We start from the raw sequence: 18,599 nt of genomic DNA, 5'->3' as shown, positions 1-18,599 counted from the left end.
AGTGCGTTGAAGACGCTGGAAGAAACCGCTTAACGATTTGGATTTGCTCGCAAAAGCGAACGCGCGCCAAGCCAGTCCCCCGCAAGCGCGTGAGGTAGTTAGCATAACCGGCATGGCGTTGCAAGCGCTCGGGGCGACCCGTTCGGGCAGGTTTTGGCCCTTTTCCCGGCCTTCCGAAGCCCCTGCGGCGGCGCTTACGGAACGCTAGAGAAAGCTGTAGGGGTCGATGTCCACCTGCACCCGCACCGCGTGGGGAACCCGCACTTTGGTGAGCCACCCCCGCATGACCGGCTGAATCCTCATGCCGCGCGGCGTTTTTACCAGGAATCGACGGCGATGGCGACCACGCAACAGCGCCAGCGGCGCCGGCGCCGGGCCGAGCACCTCCACCGCCGGGTCGCGCGGCGCATGCTGGGCCAGCGCCCGGCACACCGCATCCACCGCCGCCTCGTCCTCGCCGGACACGATCACCGCCGCCAGCCGGCCGAAGGGCGGCATGCTGGCCGCCCGGCGGCCTTCCGTCTCCGCCGCCAGGAACGAGTCGGCGTCGCCGGTGGCCAGGGCCTGCAGCACCGGGTGCTCCGGCTGGTAGGTCTGCAGCATCACCCGCCCCGGCTTCTCGCCGCGGCCGGCGCGGCCGGCCACCTGGGTCAGCAGCTGCCAGGTGCGTTCCGCCGCCCGCAGGTCGCCGCCCGACAGGCCGAGATCCGAATCGACCACGCCCACCAGGGTCAGCTGCGGGAAATGGTGCCCCTTGGCCAGCACCTGGGTGCCGATCAGCAGGTCCACTTCATGATCGGCGATTCGCTGCATCATCGCCGCCACCGCACTCGGCCCGCCCAGGGTGTCGGAGGCCACCACCACCGACCGCGCCTGCGGCCAGCGGCCTTCCACCTCCTCGGCCAGCCGCTCGACCCCCGGACCGCAGGCGGCCAGACTGTCCTCGGCGCCGCAGCCGGGGCATTCGGCGGGCAGCGGGGCGCTGTGGCCGCAGTGATGGCAGACGAGTCGCTTCGCCAGTCGGTGCTCCACCAGCCAGGCGGTGCAGTTGGGGCACTGGATGCGATAGCCGCAGGTGCGGCAGAGGGTGAGCGGGGCATAGCCGCGGCGGTTGAGGAACAGCAGCACCTGCTCGCCCTTGGCCAGGGTCTCGGTCACCGCCTCCACCACCGGCGGCGCCAGCCACGATCGGCCCCAGTCGCCCTTCTCGGGCGGGTAGCGGCGCATGTCCACCACCGTCACCGCCGGCATCTCGGCGCCGGCGTGGCGGTCGGGCAGGTGCAGGCGGTCGTAGCGGCCGGCCTCGGCGTTGATGGCGGTTTCCAGCGACGGCGTGGCGGAGGCCAGCACCACCGGAATGGCCCCCAGCTGCGCCCGCACCACCGCCATGTCGCGGGCGTGGTAGGGCACGCCCTCCTCCTGCTTGAAGGCCTGCTCGTGCTCTTCGTCGACGACGATCAGGCCGAGGTCGGGATAGGGCAGGAACAGCGCCGAGCGCGCCCCCACCACCACCGCCGCCCGGCCATCGGCCACCGCCCGCCAGGTGTCACGGCGGCGGGCGGCCGTCAGTTCCGAGTGCCACTCCAGCGGGCTCGCCCCGAAGCGGCGGCGGAAGCGGGCCAGCCACTGGCCGGTGAGGCTGATTTCCGGCACCAGCACCAGCACCTGCCGGCCGGCGCGCAGGGCCTCGGCCACCGCCTCGAAATAGACCTCGGTCTTGCCGGAGCCGGTCACCCCCTCCAGCAGCGCCACCGAGAAGGCCGGCTGCCGCACCCGCCGGCAGAGGTCGTCGGCGATCTCCCGCTGGCCGGGGGAAAGCTGCGGGCCGGGGTGGTCGGGGTCGGGCCGGTCGGGCGCCAGCAGCGGCTGCACCTGCGACGGCACCAGCACGCCCGCCTCCGCCAACCCGCGCACCACGCCGTCGGAGACGCCGGCCTCGCGCGCCAGTTCGGCGGCCGGCAGCGGCGGCAACTCCGCCCCCGCCTGCAGCACCGCCAGCCGGGCGCGGGTGGCCTTGATGCCCATGGCCTCCAGGTCGGGCGGACGGGCGGGATCGCGCAGGCCGTAGACGGTCAGCGGCCGCGCCTCCTCCAGCGCCTGCGGCACGCTCACCGCCATGCGCAGCACCGCGCCGGGGGCGCTGAGGGTATAGGCCGCCACCCAGTCGACGAACCGCCGCGTCACCGCCGGCAGCGGCGGCGCCGGGAAGGCCCGCAGCACGTCCTTCACCTTGGCGTCGGGCACCTCGCCGGTGCCGGGGCCCCACACCACGCCGATCTCCCGCCGCTTGCCCAGCGGCACCTCCACCGCCTGCCCCTCGACGACCGGCCCGTCGGTGCCCACCAGCGGCACGCGGTAGTCATAGACGCCCCCCAGCGGCAGCGGCAGCAGCACGCCGACGCGGCTGCCGGCGGCAAAGCGGGCGGGGGCGCCGTCTTCCGCCGGGGCGGCGGGCGCAGGAGTGGCGGGCGGCCGTGTCATGGGCTACACTCTATCCGACGCGGCTTAAAGGCGCCACGGCAAGTCCTTGAGCCGTAATCAAATTCCCCCACCGACGCTGTCCTCAACCGCAAACGGCATGACCCACTCATGAAGTTCTTCATCGACACGGCCAACCTGGACGACATCCGCGATCTGGCCGAAACCGGCCTCGTCGACGGCGTCACCACCAACCCATCGCTGGCGGCCAAGGCCGGCATGAAGTTCACCGATCTGGTGAAGGAAATCTGCGCCGTCGTCCCCGGCCCGGTCAGCGCCGAGGTCACTGCCCCCGACCACGCCACCATGATGCGCGAGGCGGACGTGCTGCGGAAGATCGCCGACAACGTCTGCATCAAGGTGCCGCTGACCCCCGACGGCCTGAAGACCTGCCGCAAGCTGTCCGACGACGGCACGCTGGTCAACGTCACCCTGTGCTTCAGCGCCGCCCAGGCCATCCTGGCGGCCAAGGCCGGCGCCGCCTTCGTGTCGCCCTTCGTCGGCCGCCTGGACGACATCGGCCACGACGGCATGGCGCTGATTGCCGAGATCGTCGAGATCTACTCCAACTACCTCGACATCGGCACCGAGGTGCTGGTCGCCTCCGTCCGCAACCCGACCCATGTGGTGGATGCCGCCCGCATCGGCGCCCATGTGGCCACCCTGCCGCCGTCGGTGCTGCGCCAGCTCTACGCCCATCCGCTGACCGACAAGGGCCTTGCCGCCTTCGACGCCGACTGGAAGAAGTCCGGCCTCAAGATCCTGGAGGACTGACCTTGGCCGATCAGGACACCGCCGCCGCCGAGGCGCCGCGCATCACCGCCCGGCAGGTGAAGGAGTACCTGCGGGCCCATCCGCAGTTCCTGGCCGACAACATGCCGCTGGTGGCGGAGCTGCTGCCCGGCCTGTCGGCGCGCGACGACGGCAACGTGGTCGACCTGCGCGATTACGTGGTGGAGCGGCTGCGCCGCGAGGTGGAGGAGCTGAAGGCCTCCGCCAAGGCGCTCATCACCACCACCCGCAGCAACATGTCGACGCAGGAACGCACCCTGCAGGCGGCGCTGGCGGTGCTGGCGGCCGGCGGCATGGACGCGCTGGCCCGCGTCATCACCGACGAGCTGCCGGTGGTGCTGCAGGTGGACGTGGTCACCTTCGCCTTCGAAGCCGGCCTGCCCAAGCCTGCCGCCCTGTTCGTGCAGGAACTGCCGGCCGGCAGCATCGACGCCCTGATGGGCGACCGCGTCACCGCCCGCCTGCGCGAAAGCGTCGGCGGCGAGCAGCCGCTCTACGGCGCCGCCGCCGCCCTGGTGGCCTCCGACGCCCTGGTGCGGCTGGAGCCCGGCGCCGGCCTGCCGCAGGGCGTGCTGGCGCTCGGCACCCGCACCGAAGGCTCGTTCCACCCGCAGCAAGGCACCGAACTGCTCGGCTTCCTCGCCCGCGTGGTGGAACATGCGGTGGAGCGATGGGCGCAGCCGGCGGCGTGATCCCGGCCTCCGAACGGGCGGCCCTGGCGGCGGGGGCTGACGCCCTGCCGCCGGGCCTGCCGTCCGACCCGGCCCTGCGCGACGCCATCGCCCGCTGGCGGCGCTGGCTGGTGGCGGAGAAAGCGGCCAGCCCGCACACCCTGTCCAACTACCAGCGCGACCTCGCCACCTTCCTGCGCTTCCTCACCGGCTTCCTGGGGCAGGAGCCGACCCTGGCCGACCTGGCGCAGCTGACCGCCGGCGATTTCCGCAGCTTCCTCGCCCATCGCACCGGCGAGGGGCTGGCCCGCACCTCGCTGGGCCGCTGCATGAGCACCCTGCGCGGCTTCTACCGCCTGTGCGCGCGCCTGGGGCTGATGGAGAACCCGGCCATAGACCTGGTGCGCAACCCCAAGCCGCCGCGCAGCCTGCCCAAGCCGCTGGCCGAGGACGAGGCGCTGGAGGTGCTGCCGACCGCCGCCGAGCTGCACGACGAGCCGTGGATCGCCGCCCGCGACGTCGCCATCCTCACCCTGCTCTACGGCTGCGGCCTGCGCCTGGGCGAGGCGCTGGGCATGACCGTCGCCGACCGCCCGGCCGGCGAGGCCATGACCATCCTCGGCAAGGGCCGCAAGCAGCGGGTGGTGCCGGTGCTGCCGCTGGTGCGTCAGGCCATCGACCACTACCTGTCCCTCTGCCCCTATCCGCCGACGCCGGACCGCGCCCTGTTCGTCGGCGCCCGCGGCGGGCCACTGAACCCGCGTCTGGTGCAGCGGGCGATGGAGAAGACGCGGCAGCTGCTCGGCCTGCCCGACAGCGCCACGCCGCACGCCCTGCGCCACTCCTTCGCCACCCACCTGCTGGGCCGCGGCGGCGACCTGCGCACCATCCAGGAGCTGCTGGGCCACGCAAACCTGTCCACCACCCAGCGCTACACCGAAGTGGACGCCGCCCGCCTCACCGCCATCTACGAGTCGTCCCACCCCCGCGCCCGCCGGCGGCCTGGCTGAACGCCCCACCGCACGGTGGTACGCCGAGGGGTGGCGGCAACCGAGTGGTGCAGGTCCTCGTTCCTTCGACATCTCGCCGGGCCATTGTCCCGGCATCATCGAACGAGGACCGACACCATGAAGACCCAGGGGACCGAAACCACCCGCAAGCGCTCGCCGCTCAATGCCCTGCTGCTGTCGCTGGCGCTCAGCGTCGGCACCATCGGGCTTGCCGCCTGCAACACCGTCGAAGGCTTCGGCGAGGACATGCAGGCCGCCGGCGAAGGCATCGAGAACGAGGCCCAGGAAGCCCAGTAAGCCCGGCACCCACCCCGCAGCACCAACAACCGCAGCACCGGCGAGGCCCCCGCAGCCATGAGCGACCCCCGCGACACCTACTGCCGTCAGCTGGAGACCCGGCTGGCGACACTCGATGCGCAGATGGACGACCTGGCGCGGGCCGAGGAAGCGGAGCGGGTGGCCACGCCCGGCCATCCGCCCTCGCCGGAGCTGGCGGAGCTGCGGGCGCGGCGGGACGACGTCAGCCGTCACCTCGCCCGCTGCCAGTTCGTCGAGCAGGACGACTGGCACAGCGCCCATGCCGCCGCCGAGGAGTCGTGGACGGCCGTCGCCGATGCCTTCGAAAGGGCGCTGGTGCGGTTCCGCGGCCGTGGCAGCGGCGGCAGCTGACCACCTCCTGCCCGCCGCCTCCCGTCTGCCGCCTGCCGCCGTCAGTCCGGCGGCGCGCCGGCGGCTTCGATGGCCGGGTCGGTGGCCTCGATCATTCCCCGCACCCCGGCCGGCACCCCCCGCTTGATGCCGTTCAGCGCCCGCGACAGCGACGGCAGACGCCGCCGGCTGCGGCGGATGGCCTCGCGCATGGTCGCACTGTCGCGCGCCAGCAGGTAGATCCCCACCGCCATCAGCGGCAGTCCCAGCGGCAGCGGCGTCGGCGTCAGGGCGAGGCCGGCGACCACCAGCACCACCCCGAGCCCGAGCATCCCCGCCCGTCGCACCCGGCGGCGGGCGGCGGCGGCTATGGGTTGCGGCGAGGCAGGATGGGGCGGCAGGGTCATGGTCCGGCGGTGTGACTGGGGGCGCCTACCGTTGCACGGCGGCGGGGCGGCAGACAAGCTAAGGCTTCGCGACAGGCGATCCGGCGCGGCGGCTCCAGGCCAGGGCCAGCGGGCCGAGCAGGCCGACGGCGCCCACCGAGGCAAAGGCCCAGCCCCAGGCGGCGAGGTCGCCGCCGCCGGCATCCAGCACCACCCCCACCGCCAGCGGCGCCACGAAGGCCGACAGGAAGCCGAGCAGGGAATGCACCGCCAGGGTGGCACCCCGCCGGTCCTCCGCCGCGTGCTCGACGGCGCCGGTGGTGAGGGCGGCGGAATCCAGCTGGATCAGGCCGATGTAGACCAGCATGGCCACCGCCACCAGGGGATAGGAAACACCCGCCGCCGGCCCCATGGCGAAGGCGGCGGCGCCCGACAGCAGCATGTAGACCATCACCACCGGTGCCCGGCCGAGGCGGGTGGCGACCTCTGCTCCGGCGATGGAGCAGAAGAAGGCGATCACCGCCCCCAGCGCCGCCACGGAAGTGGGCGCCAGCAGGCCACCGGTGCTCCAGCCGCCGTCGTCGGCCCCCGGCAGGGCAGCGGCGAAGGCCAGGAAGCCGACCACCCAGGCGCGGTAGGCGAACAGCTCCCACATATGCGCCACGTAGCCGAGGATGTAGCCCATGGCCGGGCGGTTGCGCAGCACCGGCCGGAAGTCGAGCAGCCGCCCGGCCGCCGCCGCTGCCGGCGGACGATGGGGCGGCAGGACCAGGATGAGCGCCAGGGCGATCACCGCGGCCCCGCCGGCCACCACGAAGGCCGCCCGCCAGCCCAGCACCTCCGCCGCACCGGCGGAAACGGCGTAGGACGCGGCGGTGCCGAGACTGAAGCAGGCGGTATAGAGCGGCACCACCCGTGGCCGCAGGGCCGCCGGCACCCGGTCCACCAGCACCCGCAGGCCCGGCATGTAGGTGCCGGCCAGGGCCGCGCCACCCACCGCACGGAACACCAGCGCCGGCCAGAAGCCATCGGCCAGCAGGGCGAAGCCGGCGCAGGACACCGCCGCCAGCAGCGCCCCCACGATGTAGACCCGGCGGGCATCCAGGCGGTCGGTGAGGCTGACGAGCACCGGCGCCGCCAGGGCATAGGCGGCGAAGGAGACGCCCGAGATCCAGCCGGCCTCGGTGTTGCTCAGCCGCCATTCGGCCATGAAGCCGGGCAGCAGGGCCGGGAAGGTGAACACCCCGACCATGGTGCAGATCTCCGCCAGGCAGACGGCGGCGATCAGAAGGGTGATGCGGCGGTTCATGCAGCGGTCATACGACGGCGGCGAGGACGCGGAAAGGGATATTGCCGCCGCCCCGACAGGGCCGCCTGCCGCCCCTGCGCCCTTGCGCCCCCGCCCCTCCGGCCAACGAAAAACGCGGCAGGCACCGGGCCCGCCGCGTTTCTTCGTCTTCACTCGCCGCGTCGGACGCAGCGCGCCATCACATGTGGATGGTGCGCTTGTCGACCGCCAGGGCCGCTTCCTTCACCGCCTCGCCGAGAGCCGGGTGACTGTGGCAGGTGCGGGCGATGTCTTCGGCGGAGGCGCCGAACTCCATGCCGACCACCACTTCCTGCAGCAGGTCGCCGCCTTCCGGGCCGATGATGTGGCAGCCGAGGATGCGGTCGGTCTTGGCGTCGGCCAGCATCTTCACGAAGCCGTCGGTCTCGCCGTTGCAGCGGGCGCGGCCGTTGGCGGTGAAGGGGAACTTGCCGACGCGGTACTCGATGCCGGCGTCCTTCAGCTGCTCCTCGGTCTTGCCCACCGAGGCCACTTCCGGCCAGGTGTAGACCACCGACGGGATGGCGTCGTAGTTCACATGACCGGACTCGCCGGCCAGCATCTCGGCGACGGCGACGCCCTCTTCCTCGGCCTTGTGCGCCAGCATGGCGCCGCCGATGACGTCACCGATGGCGAAGATGCCCTGAACGTTGGTCTGGAAGTGCTCGTCCACCGGGATGAAGCCGCGATCGGTCATGGTGACGCCGACGTCCTTCAGGCCGAGGGTGTCGGTGTAGGGGCGGCGGCCGATGGCGACCAGCACCACTTCGGCCTCGACGGTCTTGGCGTCGCCGCCCTTGACCGCTTCCACCTTCAGCGACACGGCCTTCTTGCCCTTCTCGGCGCCGGTCACCTTGTGGCCGAGCATGAACTTCATGCCCTGCTTTTCCAGGATGCGCTGCATCTGCTTGCGCACCTCGCCGTCCATGGGCGGCAGGATGACGTCGAGGAATTCGATCACCGTCACGTCGGCGCCCAGGCGGCGGTAGACCGAGCCCAGTTCCAGGCCGATGACGCCGGCACCGATGACGACCATGCTCTTCGGCACCGACTTCAGTTCCAGCGCGCCGGTGGACGAGACGATCTGCTTCTCGTCGATGTCCACGCCCGGCAGCGGGGCGACGTCGGAGCCGGTGGCGATGACGATGTTCTTCGCCTTCACCGTCTGCTCGCCGTCCTTGCCGGTCACCTTCACGGTGTCGGCGGCGACCAGGGTGCCGTGGCCGACCAGATGGTCGATCTTGTTCTTCTTGAACAGGAAGGCGATGCCGCCGGTGTTGTCGGCGACCACCTTGTCCTTGCGCTTCATCATGGTGCCGAGGTCGAACTCCGGCTTCACCTTGATGCCGTGCTGGTCGAACTCGTGCGCCGCCATTTCATACAGGTGCGACGACTGCAGCAGCGCCTTCGAGGGGATGCAGCCGACGTTCAGGCAGGTGCCGCCGAGGCTCTCGCGCTTCTCCACGACGCCCACCTTCATGCCGAGCTGGGCGGCGCGGATGGCGCAGACGTAGCCGCCGGGGCCGGCGCCGATGACGAGCAGGTCGTAGGTCTTGTCAGCCATGTCTGTCTGTCCGTTTCCTGGTTCTTTCGCCCGTCATGCACTGTGCATGGAGACAGCGGAGGCGGGACAACGTGGGGCCGTGACGCGAAGGCCGGAGCCCGGGGCTCCGGCCTCGCCGGTCGGTATCAGACGTCGAACAGCAGGCGCGCCGGATCCTCGATGCACTCCTTCACGCGCACGAGGAAGGTCACGGCTTCCTTGCCGTCGATGATGCGGTGGTCGTAGGACAGCGCCAGGTACATCATCGGGCGGGCCTGGATGGAGCCGTCCGGCATCACCATCGGGCGCATCTGGGTCTTGTGCATGCCCAGGATGCCCGACTGCGGGGTGTTGAGGATCGGCGTCGACAGCAGCGAGCCGTACACGCCGCCGTTGGAGATGGTGAAGGTGCCGCCCGACATCTCCTCCATGGTCAGCTTGCCGTCGCGGGCGCGCTTGCCGAACTCGCCGATCTTCTTCTCGATCTCGGCGAAGTTCATGGTGTCGCAGTCGCGCACCACCGGCACCACCAGACCCTGCGGCGTGCCGACGGCGACACCGATGTCGTAGTGGTTCTTGTAGATGATGCTGTCGCCGGAAATCTCGCCGTTGACGGCCGGGATTTCCTGCAGGGCCTGGACGCAGGCCTTGGCGAAGAAGGACATGAAGCCGAGCTTCACGCCGTGCTTCTTCTCAAACACGTCCTTGTACTGGTTGCGCAGGGCCATGATGTTGGTCATGTCCACCTCGTTGAAGGTGGTCAGCATGGCGGCGGTGTTCTGCGCTTCCTTCAGACGCTCGGCGATGCGGCGGCGCAGGCGGGTCATCTTGACCTTTTCCTCGCGCTCGCCGGCGTCGCGGCCCTCGGTCCACACCACGCCGGCCGGCGCCGCGGCGGCAGCGGCCGGAGCGGCCTTCTTGCCGCCAGACAGGAAGTTCAGCACGTCTTCCTTGGTCAGACGGCCGTCCTTGCCGGTGGCCGGAATGGCGGCGGCATCAAGGTTGTTCTCTTCCACCAGCTTGCGCACGGCCGGCGCCAGCGGGTAGTCGAGGTTGGCCTTGCCGCCGGCGGCGGCGGCCGGGGCAGCGGCGGGGGCCGGAGCCGGCGCGGCGGCCTTGGCGGGCTCGGCCTTCGGGGCCTCGGCCTTCGGCGCTTCCTTCTTGGCGGCCGGGGCGGCGGCGACGGCACCCTCGGCGATCACGCCCAGCAGGGCGCCGACGCTGACCTCGGCGCCTTCGGCGGCGACGATTTCCTGGATGGTGCCGGAGGCGGGCGCCGGCACTTCCACGGTGACCTTGTCGGTTTCCAGCTCGACCAGCGGCTCGTCGGCGTTGATCGCCTCGCCGACCTTCTTGAACCACTTCGCGACCGTCGCCTCGGAGACGGACTCGCCCAGGGCGGGCACTTTGATTTCGGTGGCCATGGGTTTCCTCGAATGAAATCTCGTCGTTAAAGCGGCGGCCTTACTGGCCGATCTTGCTCAGCTGGGTGACGCGGGAGAACGGCACCGGCACGGTCGACAGATCGCCGACCATGGCGTTCTCGACCACCCAGGCCTGCTCTTCCACGTGCTTCTTGAACAGGCCGGTGGCCGGCGACGCCGACGCCTTGCGGCCGACGTAGACCGCCTCGCGCGCCTTGTGACCGTCGATGTCGGCCAGGGCGAACTCGATGCGGCGGTCGACGAACTGCCAGTAGCCCATGTTGGCGGGCTCTTCCTGGCACCACACCACCTCGGCGTTCTTGTAGCGCGACAGCTGGGCGACCAGGGTTTCCTTCGGCCACGGGTACAGCTGCTCGATGCGGATCAGCGCGACGTCGTCGATGGCGTTGTCCATGCGGTACTGCAGCAGGTCGTAATAGACCTTGCCCGAGCACAGCACGACACGCTTGATCTTGTCGTCGGCGACCAGACCCTCGTCGAACTCCGGCATCACGCGGCGGAAGCGCGAACCGGGGCCGAAGTCCTCCAGCTTGGAGACCGCCAGCTTGTGGCGCAGCAGCGACTTCGGCGTGAAGATGATCAGCGGCTTGCGGAAGTTGCGGCGGATCTGCCGGCGCAGGGCATGGAAGTAGTTGGCCGGCGTGGTGATGTTGCACACCTGCATGTTGTCTTCGGCGCACAGCTGCAGGAAGCGCTCCGGGCGGGCCGAGCTGTGCTCGGGGCCCTGGCCTTCGAAGCCGTGCGGCAGCAGCACCACCAGGCCGGACATGCGCAGCCACTTGGACTCGCCCGAGCTGATGAACTGGTCGAAGATCACCTGGGCGCCGTTGGCGAAGTCGCCGAACTGGGCTTCCCACAGGGTGAGGCCGTTGGGCTCCTGCAGCGAGTAGCCGTAGTCGAAGCCAAGCACCGACACCTCCGACAGCGGACTGTCGATGACGTCGTAGCGGGCCTGGCCCTCGCGGATGTGGTTCAGCGGCACGTAGGTCTTTTCCGTGCCCTGGTCGACCAGCACCGAATGACGCTGCGAGAAGGTGCCGCGGCCGGCATCCTGGCCGGACAGGCGGATGGGCGCGCCTTCCACCGCCAGGGTGCCGAAGGCGAGCGCCTCACCGGTGGCCCAGTCGATGCCTTCGCCGGTCTCGAACATCTCCGCCTTCTGCTTCATCTGGCGCAGGATCTTGCGGTTGACGTCAAAGCCCTCCGGCGGGGTCGACAGCGCCTTGCCGACTTCCTTCAGGATGTCGACTTCAACGTCGGTCGCCTCGGTGCGGTATTCCTCTTCACCGGTGGCCTGCATCAGGCCCTTCCACTTGCCCTCCAGCCAGTCGGCCTTGTTGGGCTTGTAGGCGTTGGCGGCCTGGAAGTCGCCCTCCAGGCGGGCGGTGAAGTCGTCGTTGATGCGGGCCGATTCCTCGGCGGTCACCACGCCCTCGGCCACCAGCTTGTCGGCGTAGACTTCGCGGGTGGTCTTGCGGGCGCCGATGTTCTTGTACATCAGCGGCTGGGTGAATGCCGGCTCGTCGGATTCGTTGTGGCCGTGACGGCGGTAGCAGATCATGTCCACCACCACGTCGGCGCCGAATTCCTGGCGGTATTCCATGGCGACGCGGGCGGCGAACACCACCGCTTCCGGATCGTCGCCGTTCACGTGCAGGATCGGGGCCTGCACCATCTTGGCGATGTCGGAGCTGTAGGTGCCCGACCGGCTGTACTGCGGCGCCGTGGTGAAGCCGATCTGGTTATTGATGATGAAGTGGATGGTGCCGCCGGTGCGGTAGCCCTTCAGCTGCGAGAAGCCGAAGCATTCCGCCACGATGCCCTGGCCGGCGAAGGCCGCGTCACCGTGCAGCAGCACGCCGAGCACGCGCTTGCGCTCGGTATCGCCGATCTGGTCCTGCTTGGCGCGAACCTTGCCGAGCACCACCGGGTTGACGACTTCCAGGTGCGACGGGTTGGCCTGCAGCGACAGGTGGACCTTCTTGCCGTCGAACTCACGGTCGGCGGAGGTACCCAGGTGGTACTTCACGTCGCCGGAGCCCTGCACGTCCTCGGGGTTGGCCGGGTTGCCCTGGAACTCCGAGAACAGCGCCTGGTACGGCTTCATCATGATGTTGGTCAGCACGTTCAGGCGGCCGCGGTGGGCCATGCCGAACACCACTTCCTCGACGCCCAGCTGGCTGCCGCGCTTCAGCACCTGCTCGATGGCGGGGATGACGCTCTCGCCGCCTTCCAGGCCGAAGCGCTTGGTGCCGGTGTACTTGACCTGCAGGAACTTCTCGAAGCCCTCGGCCGCCGTCAGGCGCTCCAGGATGGTCTTCTTGCCCAGGTCGGAGAAGTCGGCATGGCTGCGCGAGCTTTCCATGCGCTTCTGGATCCAGGCCTTCTGGTCGGGGTCCTGGATGTGCATGAACTCGACGCCGACCGAGCCGCAATAGGTCTGCTGCACCACCTCAAGGATGGTGCGCAGCTTGGCGGTCTCCAGGCCGAGCACGTTGTCGATGAAGATCTCGCGGTTGAGATCGGCATCGGTGAAACCGTAGGTCTTGTAGTCGAGTTCCGGGTGCGGCTCCGGCTGCACCAGGCCGAGCGGGTCCAGCGTGGCCATCAGGTGGCCGCGGACGCGATAGGCGCGGATGAGCATGAGGGCGCGGATCGAATCGAGGGTGCGGGCGCGCACTTCCTCGGCCGACACGCCGCCGGCGCCCTTGCCGGCTTCCTTCTTCTTCTTGGCGGCGGCGGCAGCGGCCTCTTCGGGATCGACGGCGCCGATCACCTTGGCCCGGCCTTCCGGCGCCCAGCTTCCGCCGTGCCGGTCACCGCGGATCAGGGCCGGATCGTCGTGAAGCTCGGCGAAGAACGCCTGCCAGCTCTGATCGACGGAGGTGGCATCGTCGAGCCAACGCTCGTACAGCTCGGCGATGAAGATGGCGTTGGCGCCAGTCAGGAAAGAAGCTTCCAAAGCTCCGGCTCTCTTGGCTTGGAGCGCCGGCGCGACCCTGTCCACCCGGTGGTGGGGGCCGCGCCGGGTCTCCGTGGTTTCCTACCTACTTGCGTGGCGTCACGCGCGGGAGGGCTCCCGCGCGTGCGACCTTACATCAGGCGGATGGGGCCTGTTGTCAGCCCTTCATCGCCTTCAGCATGGTCGAGCCGAGGGCCGCCGGGCTGTCCGCGACCAGGATGCCCGCCGACTTCATGGCGTCCATCTTGTCGCCGGCGGTACCCTTGCCGCCGGAGATGATGGCGCCGGCGTGGCCCATGCGCTTGCCCGGGGGGGCGGTGACACCGGCGATGAAGCCGACCATGGGCTTCTTCACCTTCGACTGCTTGATGAACTCGGCGGCTTCCTCTTCGGCCGAACCACCGATTTCACCGATCATGATGATGCCCTCGGTCTCGGGATCCTTGAGGAACATCTCCAGGCAGTCGATGAAGTTGGTGCCGTTGACCGGGTCACCACCGATGCCGATGCAGGTCGACTGGCCGAGGCCGGCGGCGGTGGTCTGCGCCACGGCTTCGTAGGTCAGCGTGCCGGAGCGGGAGACGACGCCGATCTTGCCGCGCTGGTGAATGTGGCCGGGCATGATGCCGATCTTGCACTCGCCCGGCGTGATGACGCCCGGGCAGTTCGGACCGACGAGGCGGGTCTTGGAGTTCGCCAGGGCGCGCTTCACCTTCACCATGTCGAGCACGGGAATGCCCTCGGTGATGCAGACGGCCAGCTCGATCTCGGCGTCGATCGCCTCAAGGATGGCGTCGGCGGCGAACGGCGGCGGCACGTAGATGACGGTCGCGTTGGCGCCGGTGGCTTCCTTGGCCTCGCCGACGGTGTCGAACACCGGCAGGTCGAGGTGCTTGGTGCCGCCCTTGCCGGGGGTCACGCCGCCGACCATCTTGGTGCCGTAGGCAATCGCCTGTTCGGAGTGGAAGGTGCCCTGCGAGCCGGTGAAGCCCTGGCAGATGACCTTCGTGTCCTTGTTGATCAGAACAGCCATGATTACGCGGCCTCCTTCACGGCCTTGACGACCTTTTCAGCGGCATCCGCCAGGTTGTCGGCGGCGATGATGGGCAGGCCGGATTCGGCCATGATCTTCTTGCCCAGCTCGACGTTGGTGCCTTCCAGGCGCACCACCAGCGGCACGTTCAGGCTGACTTCGCGGGCCGCGGCGACGACGCCCTCGGCGATCACGTCGCAGCGCATGATGCCGCCGAAGATGTTGACCAGGATGCCTTCGACGTTCGGGTCGGACAGGATGATCTTGAAGGCCGCGGTCACGCGCTCCTTCGTCGCGCCACCGCCGACGTCCAGGAAGTTGGCCGGCGAACCGCCGTACAGCTTGATGATGTCCATGGTCGCCATGGCGAGGCCGGCGCCGTTCACCATGCAGCCAATGGAGCCGTCAAGCTTGATGTAGTTGAGGCTGTGCTTGGACGCTTCGATTTCCGACGGGTCTTCTTCGGACTCGTCGCGCATCTCTTCGATGTCCTTGTGCCGGTAGAGGGCGTTCGGATCGAAGTTCATCTTGCAGTCCAGCGGGATCACCGCGCCTTCGCCGGTCACGACGAGGGGGTTGATCTCCAGCATGGAGGCATCGGTGTCGGTGAAGCAGGTGTAGAGCGCCGTCAGCAGCTTCGTGAAGGCGCCGACCTGCTTGCCTTCCAGCTTCAGCTTGAAGGCGATGTTGCGGCAGTGGAAGCCCGAGATGCCCGAGGCCGGATCGATGGTCTGGACGACGATCTTTTCCGGGCTGTGGGCGGCCACTTCCTCGATGTCCATGCCGCCTTCGGTCGACGCCATGATCGAGATGCGCGAGGTGGCGCGGTCCACCAGCATGGCGAGGTACAGCTCGCGCTTGATGTCGCAGCCGGCTTCGATGTAGACGCGCTTCACTTCCTTGCCGGCCGGGCCGGTCTGGTGGGTGACGAGCGTCTTGCCGATCATCTGCTTGGCGTTCTCGGCCACTTCGGCCGGCGACTTGACGACGCGCACGCCGCCCTTGTCGCCCGCTTCGGCTTCCTTGAACTTGCCCTTGCCGCGGCCGCCGGCGTGGATCTGGCTCTTCACCACATAGACCGGGCCGGGCAGCTGCTTGGCGACCGTCGCGGCCTCGTCGGCCGTGTAGGCAACGCCGCCTTCCAGGATCGGCACGCCGTACTTCGCGAGGATCTGCTTCGCCTGATACTCATGAATGTTCATGTTCGGGCTTCCCCTTCCTGCGCTCAGGCCTGCGGCATGAGCTTCTTGGTCGCCTCGACGAGGCCCTTCACGGCGTTCACCGAGTGATCGAACATGGCCTTCTCGTCGTCGCTCAGGTCGATTTCCACGACCTTCTCGACGCCGCCGGCACCGATGATCACCGGCACGCCGACGTAGAAGCCGTCGAGGCCGTAGACGCCGTCGCACCACGCGGCGCAGGGCAGCAGGCGCTTCTTGTCCTTCAGGTAGCTCTCGGCCATCTGCACGGCGGCGGCGGCCGGGGCGTAGAAGGCGGAGCCGGTCTTCAGCAGGCCGACGATCTCGGCGCCGCCGTCACGGGTGCGCTGCACGATCTGGTCCAGCTTCTCCTGGGTCGTCCAGCCCTTGCGGACGAGGTCCGGCAGCGGAATGCCGGCAACGGTGGAGTAGCGCACCAGCGGCACCATGGTGTCGCCGTGGCCGCCCAGCACGAAGGCGGTGATGTCTTCGACGGAGACCTTGAATTCCTCGTGCAGGAACCAGCGGAAGCGGGCCGAATCCAGCACGCCGGCCATGCCGACGACCATGTTGTGCGGCAGGCCGGAGGCCTCGCGCAGGGCCCACACCATCGCGTCGAGCGGGTTGGTGATGCAGATCACGAAGGCGTTCGGGCAGTTGTCCTTGATGCCCTTGCCGACGGAGGCCATCACCTTGGCGTTGGTCTCGATCAGGTCATCGCGGCTCATGCCCGGCTTGCGCGGCACGCCGGCGGTGACGATGACGACGTCGGCGCCCGCAATCGCGCTGTAGTCGTTGGCGCCGGTGTATTCGGCGTCGACGCCCTCGATCGGGGTCGATTCGGCGATGTCCAGGCCCTTGCCCTGCGGAGTACCTTCGGCAATATCGAACAGGACGACGTCGCCCAGTTCCTTAAGACCGATCAGATGCGCCAGAGTGCCGCCGATGTTGCCGGCGCCGACCAGAGCGATCTTGTTGCGTGCCATGGATGTCCCCTCGTGCTGAGAAGCGGTTGCGATGCAGGGTACCGCAACGACGTTGCGGCAACACCAACGGGGGGCCTTAACTACCGCGTTTCCGGGCAGAGGACAAGGGCATACCGGTCAGCCGGGGGAATATTAGCAGCCCCTTATTTTCTGCGGTTCCCGCCATGTTCACCGGGAGCAAGGCCTGACAGGGGGTCGGGGTGCCGGAAGGAGGTGTTACGCTTCCATGAAATCCGGGTGAGTAGCAGGAAAACGCCCCCTTCGGGTAGGTCGGGAGAGGGGCTCCGCCGCCTATACTGCCCGCCCGAGTCCCCGGCCGGAGCCTCCCCATGCCGCCCAGCGATCCCGCTGCGCCCGACGTCCCCCCCGCCAGCGCTCCCGAAGCCGCCGCGGCACCCGCTGGCGGCGGCCATGCCGGCGAGGTGTTCGGCGCCTTCCTGCGCCTTGGCCTGACCGCCTTCGGCGGCCCCGTCGCCCACATCGGCTACTTCCGCGAGGAATTCGTCGCCCGCCGTCGCTGGCTGGACGAGGCAGCCTATGCCGATCTGGTGGCGCTGTGCCAGTTCCTTCCCGGTCCGGCGTCGAGCCAGGTGGGCATCGCCCTCGGCCTCATGCGCGGCGGCCTAGGCGGGGCGGCGGCGGCGTGGGTCGCCTTCACCCTGCCGTCGGCGCTGCTGATGGCGCTAGCGGCGCTCGGCATCGGCTGGCTGTCGGGCGCCGGCGGGCTGACGGCGGAGGCGCTGTCGGGCCTGAAGGCGGCGGCGGTGGCGGAGGTCGCCGTCGCCCTGTGGAGCATGGCGCGCAGCCTGACGCCGGATGCGCCGCGCGCCACCATCGCGGTGGCCGCCGCCGCCCTGGTCACCCTGTGGGGGGCGGCGGCGGCGCAGATGGTCGCCATCGGGCTCGGGGCCGTGGCCGGGCTGGCGCTGGTGCGGCCGGATGTGCGGCCGGCGGCCGCCCGCATCCCGCTGCCCATCGGGCGGCGCACGGCGGCGGCGGCGCTGGGGCTGTTCCTCGCCCTGCTGGGCGGCCTGCCGCTGCTGGGCGGGCCACATCTGCTCGACCTGTTCGGCGCCTTCTATCGCGCCGGCGCCCTGGTGTTCGGCGGCGGCCATGTGGTGCTGCCGCTGCTGCAGGCGGAAGTGGTGGCGCCGGGATGGGTGACGCCCGAGTCGTTCCTGGCCGGCTACGGCCTCGCGCAGGCGGTGCCGGGGCCGCTGTTCACCTTTGCCGCCTACCTCGGCATGGCGTCGGACGGCTGGACCGGGGCGGCGGTGGCACTGCTCGCCATCTTCCTGCCGGCGTGGCTGCTGGTGTTCGCGGCGCTGCCGTTCTGGTCGACCCTGCGCGCCCATGCCCGCGCCCAGGCGGCGCTGGCGGGGGTGAATGCGGCCGTGGTCGGGCTGCTGGCCGCCGCCTTCTACCACCCGGTGGTGACGGCCGGCGTGCGCGGGCCGCTGGACTTCGTGCTGGTGCTGGCCGCCCTGCTGCTGCTGGTCGCCTGGAAGCTGCCGCCGTGGCTGGTGGTGGCGGTGGTGGGGATGGCCGGCATCTGGCTGTAGAAAAACCGTCCGCCGTCGTCGTGCGTAGTCCTGTCGTCCCGGAAAGCCAGAACGACAACAACCAGGAGAGCACGATGAAGATCAGCCTGACCCTTGCCGCCGCCGCGGCCACCATCGCCTTGTCGGCGGGGGCGGCGCTGGCCCAGGATGCCGGCGACGCCACCCGTGGCGAAGTGGTCGCCAAGCGTTGCGTCGCCTGCCACACCTTCGACAAGGGCGGCGCCAACAAGGTCGGACCCAATCTCTACGGCGTCACCCAGCGCGGGGTGGCGGCGCTGGAGGGCTTCAACTTCTCCGACGGCCTGAAGCAGGCGGCCGAGAGCCAGCCGGAATGGACCGAGGCGCAGCTTCTCAACTACCTCGCCGATCCCACCGCCTGGATGCGCGCCACCCTCGACGATCCCAAGGTGCGCAGCAAGATGACCTTCAAGCTGGCCGACGAGCAGCAGCGCCGCGACGTCATCGCCTACATGGAAACCCTCAACGACTGATCCCGCGGGCCACCCGCCCGCCGCAAGACGGCTCGACCTGCGGCGGCGCGGGTGGCATTCTGCCGC

At 69.8% G+C, this 18,599-nt stretch carries 16 protein-coding genes; 7 read left to right on the top strand and 9 right to left on the bottom strand.

Going from position 1 to position 18,599, the window contains the following annotated elements; all coding sequences use genetic code 11:
* Positions 1 to 204: 204 nt before the first annotated feature.
* Positions 205 to 2,481: a primosomal protein N' gene (locus tag ABD056_RS14130; protein WP_343867586.1), complete on the bottom strand. Its 2,277-nt coding sequence runs from the start codon at positions 2,479 to 2,481 to the stop codon at positions 205 to 207.
* A gap of 108 nt (positions 2,482 to 2,589) precedes the next feature.
* Here ABD056_RS14130 and fsa point away from each other — a divergent pair, with 108 nt between their 5' ends.
* The 5 genes from fsa (at position 2,590) to ABD056_RS14105 (ending at position 5,620) form a co-directional block, all read left to right on the top strand.
* Complete coding sequence (gene fsa / locus ABD056_RS14125) at positions 2,590 to 3,252, top strand: fructose-6-phosphate aldolase (RefSeq protein WP_343867584.1); 663 nt, start codon at positions 2,590 to 2,592, stop codon at positions 3,250 to 3,252.
* 2 nt (positions 3,253 to 3,254) lie between these two features.
* Positions 3,255 to 3,962, top strand: coding sequence for a DUF484 family protein (locus ABD056_RS14120; protein ID WP_343867582.1), 708 nt, complete (start codon positions 3,255 to 3,257; stop codon positions 3,960 to 3,962).
* A complete protein-coding gene (locus tag ABD056_RS14115; RefSeq protein ID WP_343867580.1) occupies positions 3,941 to 4,951 on the top strand; it encodes a tyrosine recombinase XerC in 1,011 nt (336 codons plus the stop codon). Before ABD056_RS14120 ends, ABD056_RS14115 begins: the two co-directional genes overlap by 22 nt.
* Before the next feature lie 117 nt (positions 4,952 to 5,068).
* Positions 5,069 to 5,248: an entericidin A/B family lipoprotein gene (locus ABD056_RS14110; protein WP_343867579.1), complete on the top strand. Its 180-nt coding sequence runs from the start codon at positions 5,069 to 5,071 to the stop codon at positions 5,246 to 5,248.
* A gap of 57 nt (positions 5,249 to 5,305) precedes the next feature.
* Positions 5,306 to 5,620 carry a sll1863 family stress response protein gene (locus ABD056_RS14105; RefSeq protein ID WP_343867577.1) on the top strand — a complete coding sequence of 105 codons (315 nt, stop codon included), beginning with the start codon at positions 5,306 to 5,308 and terminating at the stop codon, positions 5,618 to 5,620.
* 41 nt (positions 5,621 to 5,661) lie between these two features.
* Here the strand turns inward: ABD056_RS14105 and ABD056_RS14100 are convergent, their stop codons facing one another.
* From ABD056_RS14100 to mdh, 8 genes are all read right to left on the bottom strand, one after another.
* Positions 5,662 to 6,006 carry a hypothetical protein gene (locus ABD056_RS14100; protein WP_343867576.1) on the bottom strand — a complete coding sequence of 115 codons (345 nt, stop codon included), beginning with the start codon at positions 6,004 to 6,006 and terminating at the stop codon, positions 5,662 to 5,664.
* 58 nt (positions 6,007 to 6,064) lie between these two features.
* Entirely contained in the window at positions 6,065 to 7,294 is a 1,230-nt protein-coding gene (locus ABD056_RS14095; RefSeq protein ID WP_343867574.1) for an MFS transporter, read from the bottom strand.
* A gap of 178 nt (positions 7,295 to 7,472) precedes the next feature.
* Positions 7,473 to 8,876 carry a dihydrolipoyl dehydrogenase gene (gene lpdA, locus ABD056_RS14090; RefSeq protein WP_343867572.1) on the bottom strand — a complete coding sequence of 468 codons (1,404 nt, stop codon included), beginning with the start codon at positions 8,874 to 8,876 and terminating at the stop codon, positions 7,473 to 7,475.
* Between the two features lie 125 nt (positions 8,877 to 9,001).
* Positions 9,002 to 10,279, bottom strand: coding sequence for a 2-oxoglutarate dehydrogenase complex dihydrolipoyllysine-residue succinyltransferase (gene odhB, locus ABD056_RS14085; protein ID WP_343867571.1), 1,278 nt, complete (start codon positions 10,277 to 10,279; stop codon positions 9,002 to 9,004).
* Between the two features lie 40 nt (positions 10,280 to 10,319).
* The gene (locus ABD056_RS14080) at positions 10,320 to 13,262 is read right to left on the bottom strand and encodes a 2-oxoglutarate dehydrogenase E1 component (protein ID WP_343867569.1); all 2,943 of its coding nucleotides are present in this window, start codon (positions 13,260 to 13,262) and stop codon (positions 10,320 to 10,322) included.
* 157 nt (positions 13,263 to 13,419) lie between these two features.
* Entirely contained in the window at positions 13,420 to 14,295 is an 876-nt protein-coding gene (sucD, locus tag ABD056_RS14075) for a succinate--CoA ligase subunit alpha (protein WP_343867567.1), read from the bottom strand.
* Positions 14,296 to 14,297: 2 nt separating this feature from the next.
* Positions 14,298 to 15,497, bottom strand: a complete 1,200-nt coding sequence (gene sucC / locus ABD056_RS14070) for an ADP-forming succinate--CoA ligase subunit beta (protein WP_343867566.1) — start codon at positions 15,495 to 15,497, stop codon at positions 14,298 to 14,300.
* Between the two features lie 23 nt (positions 15,498 to 15,520).
* Entirely contained in the window at positions 15,521 to 16,480 is a 960-nt protein-coding gene (gene mdh / locus ABD056_RS14065) for a malate dehydrogenase (RefSeq protein ID WP_343867564.1), read from the bottom strand.
* Positions 16,481 to 16,809: 329 nt separating this feature from the next.
* Here mdh and chrA point away from each other — a divergent pair, with 329 nt between their 5' ends.
* Both chrA and ABD056_RS14055 read left to right on the top strand, forming a co-directional pair.
* The gene (gene chrA / locus ABD056_RS14060; RefSeq protein ID WP_343867562.1) at positions 16,810 to 18,042 is read left to right on the top strand and encodes a chromate efflux transporter; all 1,233 of its coding nucleotides are present in this window, start codon (positions 16,810 to 16,812) and stop codon (positions 18,040 to 18,042) included.
* Between the two features lie 74 nt (positions 18,043 to 18,116).
* Positions 18,117 to 18,533 (top strand): c-type cytochrome, encoded by a 417-nt coding sequence (locus ABD056_RS14055; RefSeq protein ID WP_343867560.1) that lies wholly within the window; start codon positions 18,117 to 18,119, stop codon positions 18,531 to 18,533.
* The last annotated feature ends 66 nt before the right edge of the window (positions 18,534 to 18,599 follow it).

It is taken from the genome of Caenispirillum bisanense (genome assembly GCF_039523075.1).
In the GTDB taxonomy this organism is placed as follows: domain Bacteria; phylum Pseudomonadota; class Alphaproteobacteria; order Rhodospirillales; family Rhodospirillaceae; genus Caenispirillum; species Caenispirillum bisanense.
The sequence above is the reverse complement of the archived record's forward strand: the minus strand, read 5'-3'. Positions and strand labels throughout refer to the sequence as shown.